At 58.0% G+C, this 21,607-nt stretch carries 16 protein-coding genes and 2 tRNA genes; 10 read left to right on the top strand and 8 right to left on the bottom strand.

The window, feature by feature from the left end; genetic code table 11:
• Positions 1 to 47: 47 nt before the first annotated feature.
• From G5S47_RS07570 to G5S47_RS07560, 3 genes are all read left to right on the top strand, one after another.
• The gene (locus tag G5S47_RS07570; RefSeq protein WP_006680424.1) at positions 48 to 1,967 is read left to right on the top strand and encodes a ribonucleoside triphosphate reductase; all 1,920 of its coding nucleotides are present in this window, start codon (positions 48 to 50) and stop codon (positions 1,965 to 1,967) included.
• Complete coding sequence (locus tag G5S47_RS07565; protein WP_006680423.1) at positions 1,964 to 2,806, top strand: anaerobic ribonucleoside-triphosphate reductase activating protein; 843 nt, start codon at positions 1,964 to 1,966, stop codon at positions 2,804 to 2,806. The genes G5S47_RS07570 and G5S47_RS07565 overlap by 4 nt, the downstream gene beginning before the upstream one ends.
• A 165-nt stretch (positions 2,807 to 2,971) precedes the next feature.
• Complete coding sequence (locus G5S47_RS07560) at positions 2,972 to 4,114, top strand: variant leucine-rich repeat-containing protein (RefSeq protein ID WP_006680422.1); 1,143 nt, start codon at positions 2,972 to 2,974, stop codon at positions 4,112 to 4,114.
• 211 nt (positions 4,115 to 4,325) lie between these two features.
• Here G5S47_RS07560 and G5S47_RS07555 read toward each other — a convergent pair whose 3' ends face one another.
• Positions 4,326 to 5,471 carry an acyl-CoA dehydrogenase family protein gene (locus G5S47_RS07555; RefSeq protein ID WP_219585499.1) on the bottom strand — a complete coding sequence of 382 codons (1,146 nt, stop codon included), beginning with the start codon at positions 5,469 to 5,471 and terminating at the stop codon, positions 4,326 to 4,328.
• A 146-nt stretch (positions 5,472 to 5,617) separates the two neighbouring features.
• Between G5S47_RS07555 and G5S47_RS07550 the strand changes: the two genes are divergently transcribed.
• Positions 5,618 to 6,334: a LytR C-terminal domain-containing protein gene (locus tag G5S47_RS07550; protein ID WP_006680420.1), complete on the top strand. Its 717-nt coding sequence runs from the start codon at positions 5,618 to 5,620 to the stop codon at positions 6,332 to 6,334.
• A 164-nt stretch (positions 6,335 to 6,498) separates the two neighbouring features.
• Here G5S47_RS07550 and G5S47_RS07545 read toward each other — a convergent pair whose 3' ends face one another.
• The 3 genes from G5S47_RS07545 to pgm form a co-directional block, all read right to left on the bottom strand.
• Positions 6,499 to 7,791 (bottom strand): App1 family protein phosphatidate phosphatase, encoded by a 1,293-nt coding sequence (locus G5S47_RS07545; RefSeq protein ID WP_219585498.1) that lies wholly within the window; start codon positions 7,789 to 7,791, stop codon positions 6,499 to 6,501.
• Between the two features lie 14 nt (positions 7,792 to 7,805).
• On the bottom strand, positions 7,806 to 9,116 hold the full coding sequence (locus G5S47_RS07540) for an MFS transporter (protein WP_006680418.1): 1,311 nt from the start codon (positions 9,114 to 9,116) through the stop codon (positions 7,806 to 7,808).
• A 625-nt stretch (positions 9,117 to 9,741) separates the two neighbouring features.
• A complete protein-coding gene (gene pgm, locus G5S47_RS07535; protein WP_040318412.1) occupies positions 9,742 to 11,412 on the bottom strand; it encodes a phosphoglucomutase (alpha-D-glucose-1,6-bisphosphate-dependent) in 1,671 nt (556 codons plus the stop codon).
• 233 nt (positions 11,413 to 11,645) lie between these two features.
• Here pgm and G5S47_RS07530 point away from each other — a divergent pair, with 233 nt between their 5' ends.
• Together G5S47_RS07530 and G5S47_RS07525 are read left to right on the top strand one after the other, a co-directional pair.
• Positions 11,646 to 12,986, top strand: coding sequence for an AGE family epimerase/isomerase (locus tag G5S47_RS07530; RefSeq protein WP_006680416.1), 1,341 nt, complete (start codon positions 11,646 to 11,648; stop codon positions 12,984 to 12,986).
• Between the two features lie 170 nt (positions 12,987 to 13,156).
• A tRNA-Ser gene (locus G5S47_RS07525) sits at positions 13,157 to 13,243 on the top strand.
• Between the two features lie 91 nt (positions 13,244 to 13,334).
• On the opposite strand, the gene G5S47_RS07520 is transcribed toward G5S47_RS07525, so the two are convergent.
• From G5S47_RS07520 to G5S47_RS08715, 3 genes are all read right to left on the bottom strand, one after another.
• On the bottom strand, positions 13,335 to 13,778 hold the full coding sequence (locus G5S47_RS07520) for a DUF3021 domain-containing protein (protein ID WP_103632951.1): 444 nt from the start codon (positions 13,776 to 13,778) through the stop codon (positions 13,335 to 13,337).
• 41 nt (positions 13,779 to 13,819) lie between these two features.
• Entirely contained in the window at positions 13,820 to 14,293 is a 474-nt protein-coding gene (locus G5S47_RS07515) for a LytTR family DNA-binding domain-containing protein (protein ID WP_006680414.1), read from the bottom strand.
• Between the two features lie 779 nt (positions 14,294 to 15,072).
• Entirely contained in the window at positions 15,073 to 15,213 is a 141-nt protein-coding gene (locus tag G5S47_RS08715; protein WP_006680413.1) for a DDE-type integrase/transposase/recombinase, read from the bottom strand.
• 527 nt (positions 15,214 to 15,740) lie between these two features.
• Here G5S47_RS08715 and G5S47_RS07505 point away from each other — a divergent pair.
• From G5S47_RS07505 to G5S47_RS07490, 4 genes are all read left to right on the top strand, one after another.
• Positions 15,741 to 17,423 carry a hypothetical protein gene (locus G5S47_RS07505; protein WP_006680411.1) on the top strand — a complete coding sequence of 561 codons (1,683 nt, stop codon included), beginning with the start codon at positions 15,741 to 15,743 and terminating at the stop codon, positions 17,421 to 17,423.
• 150 nt (positions 17,424 to 17,573) lie between these two features.
• Positions 17,574 to 17,662, top strand: a tRNA-Ser gene (locus tag G5S47_RS07500).
• Between the two features lie 240 nt (positions 17,663 to 17,902).
• Positions 17,903 to 18,679: a glucosamine-6-phosphate deaminase gene (gene nagB / locus G5S47_RS07495; RefSeq protein ID WP_219585497.1), complete on the top strand. Its 777-nt coding sequence runs from the start codon at positions 17,903 to 17,905 to the stop codon at positions 18,677 to 18,679.
• Positions 18,661 to 19,893 carry an N-acetylglucosamine-6-phosphate deacetylase gene (locus G5S47_RS07490; protein WP_257878440.1) on the top strand — a complete coding sequence of 411 codons (1,233 nt, stop codon included), beginning with the start codon at positions 18,661 to 18,663 and terminating at the stop codon, positions 19,891 to 19,893. The genes nagB and G5S47_RS07490 overlap by 19 nt, the downstream gene beginning before the upstream one ends.
• A gap of 302 nt (positions 19,894 to 20,195) precedes the next feature.
• Here the strand turns inward: G5S47_RS07490 and hemL are convergent, their stop codons facing one another.
• Entirely contained in the window at positions 20,196 to 21,515 is a 1,320-nt protein-coding gene (hemL, locus tag G5S47_RS07485; protein ID WP_219585496.1) for a glutamate-1-semialdehyde 2,1-aminomutase, read from the bottom strand.
• Between the last annotated feature and the right edge of the window lie 92 nt (positions 21,516 to 21,607).

Here is a 21,607-nt window from a genome sequence, read left to right as displayed (position 1 = left end):
CACTGGTCAGAGCTTTTCCTCAACGAAGAATCGCCAAAGGTCAACCAATGAACGCCCCTGAAAAAGCCTCGCCATCCACACTATCCCCGCTCGCGGAAAACACCAGCACCCAATTGCGCTATGACGTTGATGCGCTGGGAACTGTCGACGAATACCTCGACCGTTCTGACTGGCGAGTCAACGCAAACGCGAACCAGGGATACTCGCTCGGTGGCCTGATCCTGAATTCAGCCGGCAAGATCATTGCGAACTACTGGCTCGAACAGGTCTACACCCGTGAAATTGGCGAAGCGCACCGCCGGGGTGACTACCATATCCACGACCTCGACATGTTCGCCGGCTACTGCGCAGGCTGGTCGCTGAAACGCCTGATCCAGGAAGGCTTCAACGGTGTGGGTGGCGCGATTGCTTCCGGACCACCCGCACACTTCTCTTCCGCATGTGGTCAGATTGTGAACTTCCTTGGCACCCTGCAGAATGAATGGGCCGGCGCTCAAGCGTTCTCCTCGTTCGACACCTACATGGCGCCCTTCGTCCGCCTGGACAACATGGAGTACGACGAGATCGTCCAGTGCATGCAAGAACTGATCTACAACCTCAACGTTCCGTCGCGCTGGGGTAGCCAGTGCCCGTTCACGAACCTCACCTTCGACTGGACGTGCCCGGATGACCTGGCAGAGGAATACCCGCTGATCGCCGACGAGGTCTGCGATTTCACCTACGGCGAGCTCCAGCATGAAATGGACCTCATCAACCAGGCCTTCATCGAGGTCATGACCGGTGGTGACGCCGACGGTCGCGTCTTCACCTTCCCGATCCCGACCTACAACATCACCCCGGATTTTGATTGGGATACGCCGAACACGGATCGCCTGTTCGAAATGACGGCGAAGTACGGCCTGCCCTACTTCCAGAACTTCATCAACTCCGACCTTGACCCGCACATGATCCGCTCGATGTGCTGCCGCCTGCAGCTTGACCTGCGCGAACTGCTCAAGCGCGGCAACGGTCTGTTTGGCTCGGCAGAATTGACGGGTTCAATCGGCGTGGTGACGATCAACATGGCGCGTCTCGGTTACCGTTTCGCCGATGACGAAGCAGCCCTCATCGCTGAACTTGATCACCTCATTGACCTTGCCTCACAGTCCCTTGAATTGAAGCGTGAAACGATCCAGTTCCACATGGATCGCGGTCTGTTCCCGTACTCTCGTCGCTACCTGGGAAGCCTGGACAACCACTTCTCAACGGTCGGCGTGAACGGCATGAACGAGATGGTCCGAAACTTCAGTCACGATGATTACGATCTGACCGATGAACGCGGCTTCGACATGTGCGTCCGCATCCTCGACCATATTCGTGATCGTATGGTGGAGCTTCAGGAAGCCACAGGCCACCTCTACAACCTCGAAGCGACGCCGGCTGAAGGTACGACCTACCGTTTCGCGAAGGAAGATGGCAAGCGCTACCCGGGCATCCTGCAGGCGGGAACCGCGACCGAGCCGTACTACACGAACTCGTCCCAGCTTCCCGTTTCCTACACGGACGACCCCTTCCAGGCTTTGGAGGATCAGGAAGTCCTGCAGTCGAAGTACACGGGTGGCACGGTTCTGCACCTGTACATGGGTGAGCGCATTTCGTCCGGCGCAGCGTGCAAGGAATTGGTTCGCCGTTCCCTGACTGCGTTCAAGGTCCCGTACATCACGATCACGCCGACCTTCTCCATTTGCCCTGTTCACGGCTACTTGGCTGGCGAGCATGAGACGTGCGAAAAGTGCGCCGCCGCCCACCCGGATCGCGAGCCCCAGCAGTGCGAGGTCTGGACCCGCGTCATGGGCTACTTCCGCCCAGTCCAGTCCTTCAATATCGGCAAGAAGGGCGAATACGCTGAGCGCACAATGTTCAGCGAGGATGCCGCTTCCCACCACGGCGAATTGGTGTCTGCGTTCCCGCCGGTTGGCGAGCGGTGAACACTGGTCAAATCGGTCTGACGCTCGCTTCCGGGCCTCGTGAATTTACCCCCGACGACCTGCAAATCGCGGGACTTGTCCCCATGTCGACGGTGGACTGGCCGGGAAAGTTCGTCGCGTCCGTCTTCTGCCAGGGGTGCCCGTGGGAGTGCGCGTACTGTCAGAATTGTGCGATCCTCGACCCGAGAATCCCGGGCGTCGTCGCGTGGGATGCTTTGGAACGCCTACTCGCGCGACGGCACGACCTACTTGACGGCGTCGTCTTCTCTGGCGGGGAAGCGACACGTCAGTTGGCGCTCATCCCCGCAATGAGACGTGTTCGAGACCTCGGATTTGCCGTCGGACTGCACACCGCGGGTGCTTATCCCGCGCGCCTTCGCACCCTCCTCGAAGAAGGGCTCGTCGACTGGGTCGGCCTGGACATCAAGGCACTCCCTGAGAACTACCCATCCGTCGTCGCCCGCCCCGGCAGCGGAGAAAAAGCGTGGGAAGCCCTCGACATCCTGCTCGACTACGCCGATGAAGCGCACCGCGGTGCGCACGCCAGCCGAGTCATGGGGGACGAGGCCGGGACCCGCGCGCACATTACGCCTGTCGTTGCCGGAATTGATTACGAGGTCCGACTGACCGTCTACCCCGGAGGGCCGGGGGATGGACTGGATGTCGCTCTCGCGCTCAAAGAGCGCGGGGTAGCCTCGTTCGCGCTCCAGCAGGCTCGCGCCCAAGGAACCCCCGATGCCTTCATCGCCGAACAAGCGGGATGGGATGAGCAAGTACTGGCGCTCGCAGATGCGTGCGAGGCGCTCGGCTTTGAAACCTTCACGCGCCGGCTTGCTTGAATGCCCTAGCTGTCGGTGACGTACCTTCATAGAGCGGGCATGAGGTGAATGCAGATCGTTTCACGCGCGCGAACACCGCGATTTGCCCATGGTGAACGCTAGAGTGAATAGCACAAGCTCAATGGTCGCAAGACAACTCGTGTGCCAAAGATATGAAGGAATGCCATGGCTACGTCTGAAAATGCTCCCGATGCGGTACTCGCTGTCGCGGACCCCAACACCAGCGCAGATGATCTTCGTCTGATTGCTGCGGTGCGTCCAGACTTGCATACGGCAATCGCAGCCCACCCGAATGCCTACGCTGGCCTGCTTGACTGGATGGAGTCACTTGGCAATCCAGAGGTTGTCGCTGCAGTCGCACAGCGTCGTGCATTCGATGCGGGGGCTGTGCCAGCTAGCGCACCTACGGCTCAGTCGGCCGATGCCTCAACCCCAACGTTCGTTGATGCGATTGAACAGCCGGACACTCAGGTACAAGAGCCGGCGCAGGACGTTACCCTTGAGTCTACTCAGGTCGAAGAAGAGCCAGAAACCACGGTTGACCAAGTCACCATGCCCAGCCAGGGGCAGATGCCCGTTGGCTACATGCCCGCAGGTACAATCCCGCAACAGGGATACCAACAGCCCATGAACTACCAGGGACAATACCCCGTTCAGGGCGTGTCGATGCAGCCTGCAAAGAACTCCACGAACAAAACACTGGTGATCATTCTGGCCGTCCTAGCGGTGATCGCGATCGTTCTTGCTATTGGCGCTGTTGGAGCATTCGCCGGTTGGTTTGATTCAGGTTCGTCGAGCGACACGTCCGCTGATTCAATGACGCAGTCGGCTCAGACACATACGCAGGCGCAAACTCCCGCGCAACCGCAGTCGGCGAAGCCAGAGGTAAAAGAAAAGTATCCGGCGCCGTCAAGCGCCATGGTTGCTGATACGTTCTCAGCTCCGTCCGGTAATATCATCTGCACTCTTGGCGGAGACATGGTTTCCTGCCAGATCAATGAAACCCACTGGACTGGCGCGGCCGGGTATGAGGTGTGTGGTGACAACCGAGGCGCACTCTTCACCGTCGACTCCAAGAACACGAATTATTCCTGCTCCAACATTGACCCGCCGATGAACGGCAAATACATCAGCTCCCTCGCGTACGGCTCGTACGTGAAGAACGGAAATGTCGCCTGCATCTCAACTCAAGACGGTATCTCCTGTTGGAACACGATTTCCGGCAATTCCTTCGCTGTTGCTCGCGAAGGCTGGATGTTCGATACCAAGGGTGAAATCTTGCCGTCCCAGTTCATCTGGAACCAATGAGCTCCACGTCTGAACGCCACAACTAGGGAACACGCGAGTAAGGGAACATGCGAGCGCCTCATAGGCTCGCGCCCCTGAAACGCACCGGCGCCCCTCACACACTGTCGTGGTGTGAGGGGCGCCGGCCTCGTCAATTGGGGAAAACTACGAACTGGACTATCTGCGCCGACTGGGTGATCCCGTAGCCTTCCCGCTTGCGTCGAGGTGAGCCTTACTTTTCAATCGGGCCAAGGACCACGTTCGCCCACGCGCCGTGCAACGATTCTTGATCCGACGGCTGGAAGAGACCAGCGAGAGCATCGCGGTAGAGGCGAGACAGCTCGTGACGGTTGTAGTAGGACGAGCCACCGCACGCGCGAATTGCCTGCTCAACTGCGCGAAGAGTGGCCTCGGCGGAAGCATTCTTTGCCGCCGACAACTGTGGCATCCAGATCGGACCACGGTCAACACCGGCATCAATGTCGCGAGCAAGCTCGCGGATCTGCGGGCCAACCGCGTTCATTGCCAGCGCGGCCTCGGCGATACGCCAACGAATATCCGGATCGTTCGAGTACACCGTCTGGTTCTTCACCGACTTGCGAGTCTTCACGTGCTCGGCAGCGACCTCAACCGCACGTTCGCCCACGCCCTGGTAGGTGGCGCCCAGCAGAATTTCGAAGTTCGAGAAGATGCCGAAAACAACCGGATCCTTTGACGGGCCGGGCTCGCAACGAGTCAGAATACGATCGGCGGGCACGTGAGCGCCCTCGAGGATCGTCGTATTCGACTGGGTCGCGCGCATGCCGAGCGTGTCCCAATCATCCTTGATCGTGAAACCGCCATCTTCGCGGTGCATGATGCCGAACACCGAGTGCGGGCCGTCCTCGCCCGAATCATCGCGACCGAAGGTCAGCAGGCGTGTCCACACGGGAGCAAGAGACGTGAAGACCTTCGTGCCCTTGAACGAGTAGCCACCCTCGCCATCCGGCGTCGCCTTCGTGATCGAACCGAAAAGAACCAAGTCGTTGCCCGGCTCGGAAATGCCGAACCCGAAAAGCTCACCGGCAACCGCGTCGCGCAGGATCAGTTCGCCGCGATCGTTTCCGTTGCGCACTAGGTGACGGCCGAGGCCCACGATGATCTGGTGCATATTGATGCCAAGCGCCGTGCCCGGAGCTGCCTTCGCAAGTCGCGTCTGCTCCGCTGCAATTTCAACGAGGCTCAGGCCTGCGCCACCGTATTCCTTCGGAACAAAAGCGGCCAGGTAACCAGCTTCGCGCAGGTCAGCCAGATCGTCTGTCGGGAACGTGTTCTCTTGATCGTGAACGGTAGCGCGCTCGTGAATACGGGCAAGCAGGTCATCAGAGAGGAAACCCATCGTGGTCCTTTCACAAAGTTAGCTTTCCCTAACACGCTACTCTTTCTGGGCAAAAATGCACTTCGACTTTTAAAAGCGAACGTACGACAGACCATAGTTGTGTTGCGAACCTGCCGAATCGGCCACTTTTCGAGTAGGTTAAAGACGTGAGTCAACCGCATCCCGCACTTAGCCCTCGTCAGCGCTTCCTTCAAGAACGCCAGCGTCGCCAAAACATGACGTTCGCTGTGACGATCGTCATCATGCTCGTTCTTGCATTGCTCAGTGCGCTGATTCTGACGGGAATTGTTTCAGCTCCCTTTGGCAACTCCTTCTCGAAAGCAGAAAAGTTCGCCACCAGCGGTAAAGTACCGTGCCCACCGGAAAAAGCACTCCCGGTTGACCCCGCATCGGTGAAAGTTCAAGTTCTGAACACCACGTCGCGTCAAGGCATCGCCTCTGACGCAACAGAAATGCTGACCGCAGCAGGCTTCGCCCCCGCTGAACCGGGTAACTACTCCACCGAATACGCTGGAACTGTTGAAATTGATACCGGCATCGCTGGCGTTGTTGACGCATACACGGTCGCGCGATTCTTCCCGAACTCGAAGGTCGTCCTGACCGACGCAACCGACAAATCTGTCACCGTTCTGCTGGGCACGTTCTATGACGGCGCATTGAGCGCTGATGAAATCCAGCAAATCCTCAAGTCCACCGATGCTCTTACAGCTCCTGCCCAGTGCCTGCCCCTGTCTGATGATGACCTTGAGCTGATCGCAAACGGTGGGCAGCTCGGCGCACAGTCGGGCCAGTCCGGGCAATCGGGCGAAACCCCTGAGTCCGGCGCGCCTGAAGAAGCTGCGACGGAAGAATCTGCTTCCTGACTGCTAGGTCGGTTCGACCTGGTATTCCTAGCGCCTAGGCATACCTGTTCTTGTGCTAAAACGCGTGCTATCCACGCGTTTATCCGGGTAATATCCAGTTTCCTATCGCGCCCAGAGTAGGTATTCAAGCTGAAGATGTAGGCGCGGCCTCGTACCCCAGCACCCTAGAACACGGAACGGAAATGTTCCCTCAACGCGTCCCCGTCTGAGCCGAACCACACCGGAATCGAACTCGGCACTGTGCGTAACGCATCCGGATACAGGCATTCGAAAGTACCGTGCGACATGAACTGCTCAATCTCCGACAATGAGCGGATCGCAATCCCCGCAACATTCTCAGGGTGCTCACGCGCGAACTCAGCGTAAATCTCCGGATCGCGCTGCCCATCATCGCCAACCAAATACCACTTCATCGACGGGAACATCCGAGCAAGCCTTCGCAACTCGCGACGCTTATGCTCAAAACCCGAGCGGAACCAACCCGTATTCGACGGCCCAAAATCCGTCATCAAGAACCCGCCACGCGGATAATTCAGGCGATCCAGAAAGTCGCGAAGTGCGGGCACAACATTCCACGCACCCGTCGACAGGTAGATAAGAGGAGCGTGCAACGCCTCGTGCTGGGAGTCGACGGAAGTCTGGGGGATTGTCGATTCAGCCGAAGTTACGGGAGTGTGCTTGTCCTTGGTTTGGGGGTGGGGGGCGTGCGAGTGAGCCGAAGCTTGGCGGTGAGCCGAAGCTTGGCGGTGCGCCATGTCCGCTAAACACGTCAGGAAGCCCGCCATCCCAGGAACAGCCTCTCGCGACGACACACGGTCAACGAAGGAATGCTTCGCGGCAGTGACCAAACGCGGGAGCATCGTCACCATCACCGTGTCATCAATGTCAGACACGACGCCGAACTTCTCGTTATCACCAGCGATGCGCAACGCAACGGAAACGGGCTTCCCTGCGCGGATCCTCTGCGACCCGTGTCCCGTCTGTCCCGACAGGCGGAGGGCATCTTGCGTTGTCAGACTCTCGCCTTCGCCGATGCCTAGGGTATGAAGATCCCCCTCGTGTAGAACCTGAATCGACGCGTCATGCCAGCCTGGCGTCAGACCATGACCCTCGACAGTCAGGTCAATGTAGCCACCGCGATCAGCGAAAGTAATTCGACGCTGGCGACCAACCGTGACCAGAACAGGCTGACGAGGAACCTGGGCGTCGAAGAACTGGCGCCATCCGCGTCGCTCGGCCAGCCACGAACGCTGGTCGGCGGTGCGTTCCATGAGCACGCGCCCCAGGATGCGCGCTCTGCGCGTGGAACCGTGCCCACCGAAGCCGACAATGCCGGGGATGAAGCCCCACTCTTCCAATGCGCGTGCGAGGATACGGGAGCTTGCCTCGCCAACTGACGAGGTCAGTGCGAGCAGAAATGACGGGGTTTCGTCATCGATAAGCGGTTCGGCGAGCATGTATCTCCTGAGGGTCAGCTTCCATTGTGCCCGATTTGTTGCCCGTCCGCGTCCTGCTCCTGCGTTGCATGGCCCGACGCGGAGGGGGTGTTGCTTTCGTCTGGCACGGGTGCCACTTCGGCAGTCGAGGTTGCGCCACTCGTCGCGTTACGCACGATCTTCAGTCCAGCCAGCATGAGCAGCACCATTAGCCAGGCTGCGACCACCATGAACAGATATCCGCCGTACGATCCGCGCGTGTCGATGGCAGGGCCGGCAAGAGCTGACCCGATGGACAAGCCGAGGTTGAGGGAGGTCGACATCCAGGTGAGTCCTTCGGTGAGGGATTCAGAGGGGACGACTCGCGCGACGATCATATTGACGTTCGTCATGGTGGGCGCGCATGCGACGCCTGCGATCAGCATGATGACGGCCATGACGGGGAGTGAGTGTGCCAGAAGGTACATGCTTGACCCGATGGCGAGCGCGAAGACGCCGATCGCGTAGAGCTTCCACATGGGGGCTTGCCAGGTGCGCGAACCGTAGACGAGCGCAGCGAACATTGATCCCAGCGAGAAGAGTGCGAGCAGGACGCCCGACATTGCGGGGTAGCCGAGTGCGTCCGCGAAGTCGACGACGGCAACGTCGTTTGCTCCGAACATCATGCCAGCGCCGACGTAGGTAAGGGCGAGGACAATGACGGCGGGTGTACGGATCACGGATGAACGGCGGTGACCGGTAGGTCGAGGCGAGGGCTCAGGTTCGGTTGCGCGCTGGCTAAAGAATCCGATGCCTCCGATGAGGACAAAGACGACGATCAGGATGATGCCGAGTGCCGGGTGGAAAACGGTGCCCAGGACTGTTGAGAGTACAGGGCCGAGCGTGTAGACGACTTCGTCCATCGCGGATTCGTAGGCGTATGCGGTGGTGAGTTGGCGGGGGCGTTGTACGGTTTTTGCCCAGCGTGAGCGGACGAGCGCGGATGGGGATCCCCAGGTCGCTCCGGCAAGTGCTGCGAAAAGGCAGACGAGGCCGGGATACGCATGAAGCAGTGCGACCGCAAGCATGCCGGACACGCTAGCGACAGAAATGATCAGGGACGGCACCATGATTTTTGTTTGGCCGTATTGGTCGACCAGTCGGGACAGTGTGGGTGCGGCCAGAGCTGTCGCGATGATGTTCACGGCGGATACTAGGCCAGCAAGGCTGTAGTTACCGTAGGTTGCCTTGATCAGTAGGATGATGGAGATACCGATCATCGACATGGGCAGTCGCAGGATGAGCCCGGAGATCGAGAATTTCCATGCGCTGTTGAGGCGTAGGACTTCCGCGTATGACTTGAACACCTTTGCATTCTATCGATGTGGCGAACTGGTCTCATGGAGGGGTTGCTCACCCCTATTCGGTGACCTCGAAGGTTTCTTGCTGGCCCTTTTCGGCGTAACTCATGGCGTGGCTGACGAAGTTGTCGTGGCCGCTTCGAGGAACCACACGCGGATGCGCTTGCTGACGTGGACCTGCAGTGGGTGAGCCTTGTATTGGAATGCGGTGCCGTTGAAGGTCATGATGTCGGGAGGGACGGTGGCAAGTTTTGGGTTATAGGACAAATTGTGTTGCTGGGGGGGTAGTCCCAGGCGTTGTTGTATGGGGTGGAGTGGTGTAGTTCGTTTCATGCGATGGCATCTGCCCATTGTGGGATAACTCCGTCGGTTTGGTGTTTCAGGCTGGCTTGTTTCCAGGCGTTTTCTATGTAGGTGTCGGTAGGCATGGGTGTAAGGATTTGCGCGGCTGATAGCGGGGGCGAAGCTGTCACGGCAAGGCCGTTCTTAATGGGGCTACTGAGCTGTGCCTTCTTAGCCCATGTGGCGGTGAGTATCCCTGCAGGGACAGATCGGTTTCGCAACACAGGAGGCCGTCGGGATTCTGCTGAATCCCGACGGCCTCGTCAAGCGAATGTCTTGCTACTCAGACTTAGCTAAGGGCATCAGACACAACCTTCTTCGCGGCCTCCTGGACCTGGGCAAGATGCTCGGCCCCCTTGAAGGACTCGGCGTAGATCTTGTAGACGTCCTCGGTGCCGGACGGGCGAGCGGCGAACCATGCGGACTCGGTTGTCACCTTCAGACCACCGATCGCAGCGTCGTTACCCGGGGCGCGCACCAGCTTCGCGGTGATGGCCTCGCCAGCAAGCTCCGTCGCAGTCACGTCGTCAGATGACAGGGCTGCAAGCTTTGCCTTCTCTTCACGGCTCGCAACCGCATCAATACGGGCGTAGGCCGAAGCGCCGAAGCGAGCAACCTGATCATCGTGCAACTGCGACGGTGTCTTACCGGTGACAGCCGTGATTTCGGAAGCCAGCAGAGCAAGGATGATGCCATCCTTATCCGTCGACCAGACCGTGCCATCCTTGCGCAGGAAGGAAGCTCCGGCAGATTCCTCGCCACCAAAAGCGACCGACGCATCAAGCAGACCGGGGACGAAGTACTTGAAGCCAACCGGAACCTCGATCAGCTTTCGGCCGATGGATTCAGCAACGCGGTCAATCAGCGACGATGAAACAAGCGTCTTGCCGATCGCAGCATCCGTCGGCCAGTTCGGGCGGTGCGTGAACAGGTACTCGATCGCAACTGCCAAGTAGTGGTTCGGGTTCATCAGACCGTCGGGGGTGACGATGCCGTGACGGTCCGAGTCAGCATCGTTACCGGTAGCAATGTCATACGGAGTCTTGCCATTAGCGTCCGGCGTCATTACCTGGCGCAGGGAGGCCATTGCATACGGGGATGAGCAGTCCATGCGGATCTTGCCATCCCAGTCCAGCGTCATCAACGGCCACGCCGGATCAACGGTCGGGTTCACAACCGTCAGGTCCAGGTCGTAACGCTCAGCAATCGCTGCCCAGTAGTCAACCGATGCGCCACCCAGCGGATCGGCACCGATACGAACATTGGCGCGACGAATCGCGTCAATATCAATGACGGTATCCAGCTGGTCGACGTAGTAGGTCAGGTAGTCGAACTTCTCCAGGTGCTCATCGTTGAACAACGAGGTGCCGATGATGCGCGGAACCTTGCGCCAGCCATCTTCGAGGATCTGGTTTGCGCGGTTCGCGATCCAACCGGTGGCGTCCGTATCAGCCGGGCCGCCGTGAGGCGGGTTGTACTTGAAACCACCATCGCGCGGCGGATTGTGTGACGGGGTAACAACAATGCCATCAGCCAAGCCCGGGCCGGATGTGCGCAGAGCCTTGGGCGCGCCATTGGCGCCAAGGATGGCAACAGAAACCGCCGGGGTGGGCGTGTAGGAATTACGAGCATCAATCTTCACGCGCACACCGGCGGCAGCCAGAACTTCAAGAGCGGTGCGCCAGGCGGGCTCGCTTAAAGCGTGGGTATCGCGACCGATAAACAGCGGGCCATCAAAACCCTGGGCTGCACGGTACTCAACGATCGCCGCGGTGGTTGCAACGATGTGTGCTTCATTAAAGGTGCCATTCAGGCTCGATCCGCGGTGACCGGACGTACCGAATGAGACGCGCTGTTCGACCTTGGCCGGATTGGGCTCGATGTCGTAGTAAGCGGAAACGACCTCGTCGACGTTAATGAGGTCTTCTGGAAGGGCGATGGTGCCAGCTCTTTCATGCATGGTCACAGTCTGACACTCGTGCGCCGAAATGGGGAGCCATTTTCGACTGGCGAAACAAAATGGGTAGGTGAATAGGTAAGTGGAGCCGGCCTCGTCGATGAATGAAAAGCGAAAAGTGACAGTATTCGTGAACCGAATTCGCAGACGAGGCACCAATACCGTTAGTATATGTAACGCCGGTCACTCCGGTGCGCGTACGTGACCATGCAACGAAGATGATGCAGGAGGCCCTCGTGGGGTGGTTCGACTCTATTGAGCACAACAGGTGGCTATCAGCCCAAATGCAAGCGTTAATCGCCGAAGCAGAAGGGGCGATTGTGCCCACGGGCTTCGCGCATCTGACCGATCAGGGCGAACCTGACCCGACCCGAAGCATCGACCTTGCCGTCACCGCGCGAATGGCATACGTCTTCTCGCTGGGTGTTCTGATGGGCCTGCCTGGCACACGTCGCTACGCCGACCATGCCATCAAGTGTATGAATCGCTACTTCGTTGACCCTGTCAACGGGGGCATGTGGACCTCCATCAAGTCTGACCCTGACGCCGACGGACACGGCGTCCCGTGGGATGACGGCGTCCGTGACAAGTCGCAGTACCACAACGCGTACGTGATCCTTGGTGTTGCCGCAGCCGCGGTCGCCAACCGCCCGGCTGCCCACGAATTGCTGACCACCCTGCTCCACGACCAAGAACGCCACTGGATCGAACCAAATGGCCTAGTCGTTGATCAATTCGACGAAGCATTCACGCAAGCGTTGCCGGTACGCACTATGGGCACTCTGCTTCACACCGCCGAGGCCTACCTTGCTGCCGCCGAAGCGACCACCGACCCCGTCTGGCTCGAACGCGCCGAAGCGATGGCGGCCTTCGCGTATCGCACCGCGTCCACAAACAACTGGCGCCTGCCCGAGTACTACGACAACTCATGGCGGCCGCTGACCGGAGAACCTCAGGGGCAGACCGACGGGCGTCGCGTCTACCACGGCTACGTCACCGGCCATGCTCTGCAGTGGTCGCGCCTTGCCCTGCAGATTCGTGCCGGCCTACGTTCCATGGATCGCACCGTGCCCGACTATCTGATGGAAATGGGCCTCGAACTATTTGAACGCGCCCGCGTTGATGGTTGGCGTCGTTGCGATGGCGAACCCGGTTTCGCCACCTGCGTTGATGCCATGGGTGAGACCGTCCCAGGGGAAGATGAACACCAGCAGTGGGTTGTCTGTGAGGGCATTACCGCGGCGGCGTCCCTGCGTCGTGCCTACCTAGATGACGGCGTCACTCCCGGCGAGGTTGAGCACTTCGAACACTGCTACCGTTCCTTCCTTGATTTCGCTAATGACTACCTGATTTCTCAGCCGGGACGCTGGGTTCGTCGCCTCGACGCACACAACCAGTCCGTTGTTGCGGCGAAGTCGTCGCGCTGGGATGTGTACCACGCTGTTCAGGCGATGCTTGCCGTCCGAGTTCCGCTCTGGCCGCCCTACGCGTCCTCCCTGTCGCGCGGACTGTTGGATCATCCGGAAGAGGCGCCGTCGGATAAGAAGTCGTGGAACCTGTTCCACTTCCGCCACTGAGAATCTCAGTGGGGTGGTGGCTCCGTTACTGATTGACGAGGCCGGCCACGCTTGACTGATCTTCTCGCTTACCGTGGGGCCACGGATTGTGTCATCATGATGCATTCCGCGGCCCCAGGTGTTTGTTCGGTTCTGAGTTTGAATGTTTTTCATGTACTCTGAATCCCACTGGAGGGCTGACCGAGTGGCCGAAGGTGACGGTCTTGAAAACCGTTGTGTCAGCAATGGCACCGGGGGTTCGAATCCCTCGCCCTCCGCTCTGGTATGTGTCGTGACATTGCGTTTGCAATGTCACGACACTTTTTTGTGCACCTCGTTGTCGTCGATGGGGTGGTGCTTAACCCGGCTTTATCGCAATTTTTGGTTCATCTTTTTGACTTCGGCGCGAGCCGCTAGCCAATTGAATAGCCAAATCAGTAGATAGATAAGCACTATTGTGATGATTACGCCGAGCATATCGAAGCTAGAGCTCCACCATTTAAGGTAACTGCCAGCTGCGATGCCACAGATAAGTACGATCCCGAAATGCAGGGCGGTATTGAGGATAAGCGGGCGGGTTTCGTTACGATAAAGCAACCCCGCGAAGCTGCTGATTATGCCGTAGGCTGCGTAAATAAGCCGCTCAATCAATACTGCCACGTTTTCGTTTCCAAAACTGTTTAAGAATTCTGGAGCTCCCGGGTAATAGCTAGAGGAGGAAAGAGAAGAAAAAATAAGTTCGATACTGGTGCCGATAGTGATCCCAATGCAAGCCCCTACCAGGGTGAGACCAATTATGCTTTTAGTTTCCATGGGTTTTATCCTTTGCGTGAGTTAGGGGTTTTCTGCGGGGGTTAGATTCCAAGTTTGGCTTTGAAAGCTGGAAGTTGTCGGCGGGAGACGTAATAGCGCGAGCCATCTTTTAGCTGCACACTAATCGTTCCCGAGAAAGAAAGATCAAGTTTCTTAATCGCGGCAATATTGACAATCTCCGATTGTGAAATACGTACGAAATCGCCTGCAGGTAGAGATTCTTCGAGTTCGTACATTCGGGCTTTGATCCGCCAATCACCCTTACTGGTGTGGGCAAACACCGCTTTCTTTTCAGTAAAGAACGCGAGGATCGCACGCACTTCCAACACCGTGGCGTCATTGCCACTTGTCCCGATGAGGCGGCGAAGCGGGCGCTCGACTGCGGGGGAGGAAGAGCTATCTAGGCTACCGGAAGCAAGCCTTTGAATCGCTTGCACCTCAGCATCGACCTCCCGCGCCGTTACCGTCACGATAGTTTCGGTTACGGCGGGATCAATCGTGAGCGTGAATTTCATTCCGTTCCAATTCCTTTCCTCTCGTATTAACCAGCAATATTGCGTAAAACCAGGATGTTTGTGTATCTGCTACTTACAGTTAAAAGCCTTATTGCCGGCAGTACAAGTAATCTGGACTAAGCGGTATAAAACCCACGCCAAGCGGGAGGGTTTTGAGCCTCCCGCCCGTCCTCAAAGGTAGATTTTCTACCCTGAAAGTATCCCCAGAAAATGTCCGTGGTTACTGCTGCCCTGAGATCTTGTGTGCAGTCGTTGTGGCGAAGACGCTACCGGGTCTATCTGTAATTTCTAAATACTACTTCTGTCATGAAAAGTACGTGGTGCCTCATGTCAATTTGAGCGCGAAATGAAGTGTCTTGGGTTTTGTTCTGCTTCTTAAATTGGGTGCCAGTTGTCTGGCGTGGGTCTGGTTATAAGTTGTGATGATCTTGGTTGGGGTGTGGTGCTCAAGAGCTTTGTGGAGCCTAGTGGTGTTCCATCAGTGGACCCAGTTTATTGTCGCGAACTCGACCTCCGTCACTCCTGCTCAGGTCTGGGAGTAGATCAGCTCGGTTTTGTATAGCCTGTTGATTGTTTCTGCTAGAGCGTTATCGTAAGAGTCTCCAACTGTTCCAGTGGACGAGGCGATACTATGCTCGGCAAGCAAACTTCCATAAGCGCTGGAGACGTACTGAGAGCCATGATCACTGTGGTGGGCCAGCGAGGCGAGATTCCCCTTTGGCCTGGCTAATCGCCTGATCAAGGGCTTCCAATGGCAATGCCTCGGTTCGCATGGTTGATCAGGTGGACCAGCCCACAATCATGCGTGAGAATACATCGGTGACAAACGCTGTGTAAACGAACCCGGCCCGGGTGCGGACATAGGTAATATCAGCAACCCAGAGCTGATGGGGGTGCTTAGCGCGGAAGTTACGCTCCATAAGGTCTGGTCGCCTATCCGGTACGTGTGTGGGCTGAGTAGTGATCGGGGATCTGCCCCGACGCACGCCACTGACACCCTCATGGACAATGCCGGGTCCTGTTTTAACCGCTCCTTGACAAGACACACTGCTCAAGCTTTGAACTCTTGCGAATAATGTTGGGCCATAGCCCTTATCCTCCTCGATAAAACCGAGGAACAAAACCCAGGACCCTTCAAAACCAGCTGAAGAAAACACCTTCCGACAACTTCGCCTCAACCAATGGGTCAAACAAAACGTGCGGTGGATGCCCATGCACGTGTGGAACCAAAACTCTGCCCTTGTTGATCTTTCTGATCTGGAGGGGCGGGTGTGTTACGGCGGGCTGGATCTTGGGGCTAATGAGGGCTAATGCCCGAATCTTAGGGGTGCTGGACGGGCTTTATTTGGGTCAGGGTGCGCGGATAGATGCGTGCCTTCACCTTTGAAATAAGGTGAGCCTAATGTAATGTAGCCATGCCTAAAAAGTCCCAGAAATGAGAGTAGACATGAAAGTTCAACTGCGTGTTGCTGGAGTCGCTACATGTGTGGTTCTTGCTACCAGCATCCTAGTCACCCCGACGGCATGGGCGGCCGGGGCGAACCTGACCGGCGACCGATACAGCCCGGCTTCGAGCATGTTCGGAACCATGCGTGCGCGCTACGCTGACACTCAGCCGGGACCCATAATGGCTCTCGGCGACGCTACCGTCCAGCCACTTGCCGCCAGCCGTTTCGACGTTGAACCGAAAGCAGACGTCAGCGTTGACTACACCGTGTCGATCCCGCTTCAGCAGGTGAAGGAAGAAAAGAAGGCAACATTCGTCGTCGAAAACGAAAAGGGGCGACTCACTAACTACGACGTCGAGTTTCTTATCGACACCAAGGACCGGAAGCATCTGCCTGCAACCTGTACTCCTGCCAGCCAAAAGATGCCCGAAGGATCAACTGTTGAGGTAACGTGCACGCTTCCCGACAACGCCTACTGGCTCAGTGCATACCATAATCCCGCGTCAGAGTGGGGTTATGAAAGGTATGGAGCCTGGCAGATTGCCTCGCAAGCCCAACCGGAGCCGGGCAAACCTGTTTTTCCTGCTGACCCCGTCGTTACGATCGATGGGAAGCGTGCCACTGGCACTATTGAAAACAATGTCTGGACTGCAACGGTGAGCGTCACTCGCACCGCTCCGGCAGATCACGACATGACTGAAACGCACACGCCGGTGGTGAACGTTGACGGTAAGGATCTGGCAAACGTCCCCTCGTTCACGGTCGCAACCAGCGCAAAGGCTCCTGTTGCCCCGACCGTAAACGCGTTGTGCGACATTGATTCGAAGTCCCAGCAATCGGTGACTGTGGAGTCCTCAAAAGCTGAACTGTCGGGCACTGCAACCGTTACTCACCAAACCAAGGATCGTTGGCAGTACAAGGGGATAACGGGGCAAACCCAAAAGAGTGTCACCGAAGGTGAAGAAGCCTCTTTCGAACTTGTCGCCAATGCTGAGCAAGTTGCTAACCCCCAGGCGGATCTTTACGTTACATATCTGACGATTAAGCATGCAGGTATCGAATCAACGAACTGGACTGCTTCGCTTAATAATGATGCGGAGGGAACCTGCTCGCCCGATCCGCTCTACCTTCCGAAGGTGGATGGCAAGGGCGCTCCTGGCGAAGCAAACCTTGCGTGTGTTTCCAAGAAGAAGCCCGACTACGTTCTGCTGGATTCAAAGGATGACCCGCAGATCCAAGCTACCTTAACCCTGGGTGCAGTTGCAGATCAGTCCAAGGTTCAAGCGTGTGCAGTTAAAGCTCCAATGCTTGAAGTTGACGATCAGCCGGTTGCTGGAACGGTTGATGGAGACACGTGGAGTGCGAAGCTACCGACCCAGATCTTGAAGCCTACGGTGAAGGTCCCTGCAACTCAGACGCTTCAGATTCTTTTCGAGCAGTCCATGCAAGAGCCGGTAACTATTCGTGCACTTGCGGTGGCAAAGCCTAGCGGTGGGAAAAACGAAGTGGCTACACCATTGAGTGGGAGGCCGATGAAGAAAGCTGAATCCACGCTTGCACTCACTGGTGCATCGATTGTGGGACTTCTCGGAGTGGCAGTGCTTGTTGGTCTAGCGGGTGTTGGTGCACTGATATCTCGTCGTCGCAAGGATGAAGACTCGGTAACGGTTGATCGTTCGTAACAGTTGATCGTTCCTGAGGACGAGAGAACTCGGCTCGACTGAGCCGAGTTCTCTCCATCGGGGAGTGCCATGCTTTCGTAATGTGATTTCGATGCGCCAATTTCCCTCACGGCATCGAAACCCGTTAGGATTAGTGGGTACTTCCGTACTGGAGACGTGGCTGAGTGGCTGAAAGCGCACCCCTGCTAAGGGTGTGTACGTGTTGAAGCGTACCGCGGGTTCGAATCCCGCCGTCTCCGCCCTTGAAGCGCTAACCGCCTAGACTGAAACCAGTCCAATTTTTGGGGCTAGTCCATTTCAACGAATGGCGGGGTTGTGTTGTGGTCGCCGGTTCCTGTGGCGTGATTGGCGTTACGTTATGGGCATAATTCCACCGCGCTTCGCACATGCGGTGAACGTATTCCGCGACAATCGTCCAAATCATAAACTGATGGCATCGGTTAAAAGACGCACTTGGGTCATCAAAGGAGTCCCACACCATGCAGATCGGTATTTTCAAGACGGCTGACGAAGTTGCAGACGTCGCTATCAAGGAATTGATTGATGTCCTGTCGGTCGCCGACGTGAAGACGCTGGGTGTTGCTACGGGTTCTACTCCCTTGGCTCTTTATGCTCGTATTCGCGATGCTCACGCAGCGGGGACGTTCTCTCTAACGGATTTCAAGGCGTTCGCGCTTGACGAGTATGTCGGCATCGCCGAGGACCATCCAGAGGGCTACCGTAAGGTACTGTCCCGCGAGCTCGTCGGTGATGACAAGACCGGCCTGACCGAAGAAAACCTCAATGTTCCCAACGGTTTCGCCGACGATCTTGAGGCTGCAGCGAAAGACTATGACGAGGCAATCAAGGCTGCTGGTGGCGTGACCCTGCAGATCCTCGGCATCGGTTCAGACGGTCATATCGGCTTCAATGAACCGGGCGGTTCGCTGGTGTCGCGCACGCACGTTGATGCGTTGACCAAGCAGACTCGCGAAGATAACTCTCGGTTCTTCGACGGCGACGTGAGCCAGGTTCCGACCCGTTGCATGACGCAGGGCCTGGGCACGATCATGGATGCGAAGCACCTGCTGATGATCGTCACCGGAGAAGGCAAAGCTGACGCGGTTGCAGCGATGATCGAGGGTGGCGTTTCGGCTCTCTGGCCGGCGTCCATCATCCAGATGCACCCCAGCGTCACGGTTCTGCTCGACGAAGCGGCTGCCTCAAAGCTCGCCCACAAGGAGGTGTACACGAACGCGTGGGAGATCCTGCGATGAGCGCCGCGGGTGCACTCCCAGTCAACGGACTGGTCGACGAGGACTCTGTCGTCACTCTAACCGGGCAGGTACTGGACGCTGACGGTCACACGCGTGGTTCCGGCCTGGTTGTGAAGGATGGTCGCGTTGTCGAGGTTCTGCCGTATGACGAGTCTGTGAAGGGCTGGATTACTCCGGGTTTCATTGACATTCACTGCCACGGTGGTGGGGGATGCTCGTTCCCGGATGAGCCGACGTTTGAAAAGATCATGACGGTGATCAACGCTCACCGTCAGATGGGGACGACGGCAATGCTGGCGTCAACGGTGTCGTTGGTGGACCCATTGCCGGCGATCCGCGAACTCGTCGTAGCCTGCGAGTCCGGTGATCTGATCGGCATCCACATGGAGGGCCCGTACATTTCGCCTCACAAATGTGGTGCGCAGAATCCGGAAGCGGTACGTAACCCCGACCTTGATGAGCTACGCACGTGGCTTGAAGCGGGCAAGGGTTACATTCGCTCGATGACGATCGCTCCCGAAGTGGAAGGTGCTACCGAGGCTGCGAAGCTCCTGTTGGACTACGGCGCAATCCCGTCGTGGGGGCACACGGTGTCGTCGGGGCCTCGTACTCGCGAGGTCATCGCCGAGACGACCGCCTACGCGAAGCAGATCGGATTCAAGACTCTGCCACAGACTGCGACGCACCTGTTCAACGCAATGCCTGGGATCACGCACCGTGCTCCTGGTCCTGTCCGGGAACTGCTCGTTGCTGCTCGTGCGGGTGAGGTCGCCGTTGAACTGGTTGCTGACACGATCCACGTGGACGCTGACTTGGTGTCTGACGTCGTCCGCTTCGTCGAGCCTGAAAACCCACACGGCGTTGTCTTCGTGACCGACGCGATGGCGGGCGCTGGTATGCCCGACGGTCATTACCAGCTAGGTGGCTTGGACGTGGACATCACTGACGGTGTTGCTGTTCTTGCAGGAACGGACACGATTGCTGGTGGCACGGCTCGTATCGCCGAGGAACTACAACGCTTGGTGCGAGGCGGATTCTTGAGCATTGAACAGGTTGTTCGCGCAGGCGTTGGGGCGCCCGCCGCGGTGCTCGGAATCGAGGGACGCGCTGGCGTGACCCTCACTTTCGAGCCTGGTGTCGTCCTGAATGCCGTTGTCTTTACCGAGGGCTTTGAGGTTGCTGAGGTCTACAGGGAAGGCCAGCGTCTGAAGTAGGCCAATCTGGTTGCTGTTTTCACGCATTGAGCGCACGGTGTCCCCGCTGATGAGCAAGTCGGCGGGGACACCGTGGCGTATAGGGCATACGTGTGCTGTGTTGGAATGCCTCCGCGGGCTACGGCGCTTTTATGAGTCGTGACTTCTACGAGCCCTTCTAAGCCGTAGCTCCCTCAAGATACTCGCGTAGAAGAAGCGCCTAGAAAGACGTGCCCGCTGTCTGGGAAACCAGGTAGCGGGCACGCCCTATCAGGGGGTAGTGCTCTGACACTCTCGTCAGATTGTGGGGCGCAGGCGAGCCCTCACTGTGGCTTTACGGCGCGTGCAGCTGCGCGCGCCGCTACAGGAGCCGCCGCAGCAATTGCTTCAAACTCCCGTTCGCCATGCGAGGCTGACACGAACCACGCTTCGAAGAGCGACGGTGGCAAGGAAACGCCGGCATCAAGGAAAGCGTGGAAGAACGCCGGGTGACGCCACGTGTCCTGCGCCTGCATTTGGGCGTAGTTGATCAGTGGAGCCTGCGCGGCCTCGTCCCCAAACGCGATGGAGAACAGTGAACCGGCGCGCTGAATGCCGAAGGGGACACCCTCGGCGACAAGGGCAGACGACACGATGTCGATGACCGTCTGCGCGACTAAGTCAACATGGTCGTACACGCCCTGATCGGCAAGCTTCAGGGTGGCAATACCGGCTGCGGTCGCCAGCGGATTGCCGGACAGGGTTCCTGCCTGATAGACGGGACCGAGCGGAGCCAGCAGGTTCATCACATCTGCGCGTCCGCCGACCGCCGCCAGTGGCATACCGCCACCGACAACCTTCCCGAACGCGAAAAGATCGGGTGCCCAACCACCTTCGGATGCTGAACGCAAGCCCCATATTCCGCCGGCGGAAACGCGGAAGCCGGTCAATACCTCGTCCAAGATCATCAGCGCACCGTACTTTTCAGTGGCGCGACGAATCGCTAGGTTGAACGATCCGGGATCAACGACGCCCATATTGGCCGGCGCACCTTCGCAGATGACGGCGGCAATTTCTTTACCGCGGGTGGCAAAGCATTCTTCGAGGGCCACCTCATCGTGGTAGGGCAACACGATCGTCTGAGCGCTGACCGCAGTCGGCACGCCCGCGGATCCGGGCAAACCTCCGGTAGCAACCCCCGATCCGGCGGCCGCAAGCAAGGCGTCAGAATGCCCGTGGTAGCAGCCGGCAAACTTCACGATCAGGTCGCGACCGGTCGCTCCGCGTGCCAGACGCATGGCGGTCATGGTGGCTTCAGTGCCGGTGGAGACGAAACGGACGCGCTCGGCGGGGCTCACCCTGGAACGGATCAGTTCGGCGAGTTCAACTTCCGCCTCGGTCGGCGCGCCAAACGACAAGCCTTTCGCTGCCGCCTTCTGAACGGCTTCGATGACTGCTGGGTGCGAGTGTCCCAGCAGGGCGGGTCCCCACGAACACACCAGGTCCACGTATTCGCGCCCAGTCGCGTCCTTCACATATGCGCCCTTCGCGGATGTGATGAACGGCGGGACGCCACCGACGGATCCGTACGCGCGCACGGGAGAATCAACTCCGCCGGGAATCACGCCTAAAGCGCGGGTGAATAGTTCTTCGTTGGTGGTCATCGGGTTCTCCGTATATTCATCAGTCTAACGTTGTATAGAAATTGACGAGGCCGCTCAGTTTCGCGCTGTTTTGCGCAGTTGCCGGGTGCCGC

The sequence above is a fragment of the Schaalia turicensis genome, assembly GCF_019380255.1.
GTDB classification, from domain to species: Bacteria; Actinomycetota; Actinomycetes; order Actinomycetales; family Actinomycetaceae; genus Pauljensenia; species Pauljensenia turicensis_A.
Note: the sequence above shows the minus strand (reverse complement) of the source record. Positions and strands in the feature narration are given on the sequence as shown.

What these genes read in the sequence shown, in the direction of transcription:
- nagB (WP_219585497.1), top strand. Translation starts at nt 17,903, where the DNA reads ATGCAGATCGGTATTTTCAAGACGGCTGACGAAGTTGCAGACGTCGCT.
- G5S47_RS07515 (WP_006680414.1), bottom strand. Translation starts at nt 14,293, where the DNA reads ATGAAATTCACGCTCACGATTGATCCCGCCGTAACCGAAACTATCGTG.
- G5S47_RS07505 (WP_006680411.1), top strand. Translation starts at nt 15,741, where the DNA reads ATGAAAGTTCAACTGCGTGTTGCTGGAGTCGCTACATGTGTGGTTCTT.
- pgm (WP_040318412.1), bottom strand. Translation starts at nt 11,412, where the DNA reads ATGCATGAAAGAGCTGGCACCATCGCCCTTCCAGAAGACCTCATTAAC.
- G5S47_RS07545 (WP_219585498.1), bottom strand. Translation starts at nt 7,791, where the DNA reads ATGCTCGCCGAACCGCTTATCGATGACGAAACCCCGTCATTTCTGCTC.
- G5S47_RS07570 (WP_006680424.1), top strand. Translation starts at nt 48, where the DNA reads ATGAACGCCCCTGAAAAAGCCTCGCCATCCACACTATCCCCGCTCGCG.
- hemL (WP_219585496.1), bottom strand. Translation starts at nt 21,515, where the DNA reads ATGACCACCAACGAAGAACTATTCACCCGCGCTTTAGGCGTGATTCCC.
- G5S47_RS08715 (WP_006680413.1), bottom strand. Translation starts at nt 15,213, where the DNA reads ATGGAGCGTAACTTCCGCGCTAAGCACCCCCATCAGCTCTGGGTTGCT.
- G5S47_RS07560 (WP_006680422.1), top strand. Translation starts at nt 2,972, where the DNA reads ATGGCTACGTCTGAAAATGCTCCCGATGCGGTACTCGCTGTCGCGGAC.
- G5S47_RS07520 (WP_103632951.1), bottom strand. Translation starts at nt 13,778, where the DNA reads ATGGAAACTAAAAGCATAATTGGTCTCACCCTGGTAGGGGCTTGCATT.
- G5S47_RS07555 (WP_219585499.1), bottom strand. Translation starts at nt 5,471, where the DNA reads ATGGGTTTCCTCTCTGATGACCTGCTTGCCCGTATTCACGAGCGCGCT.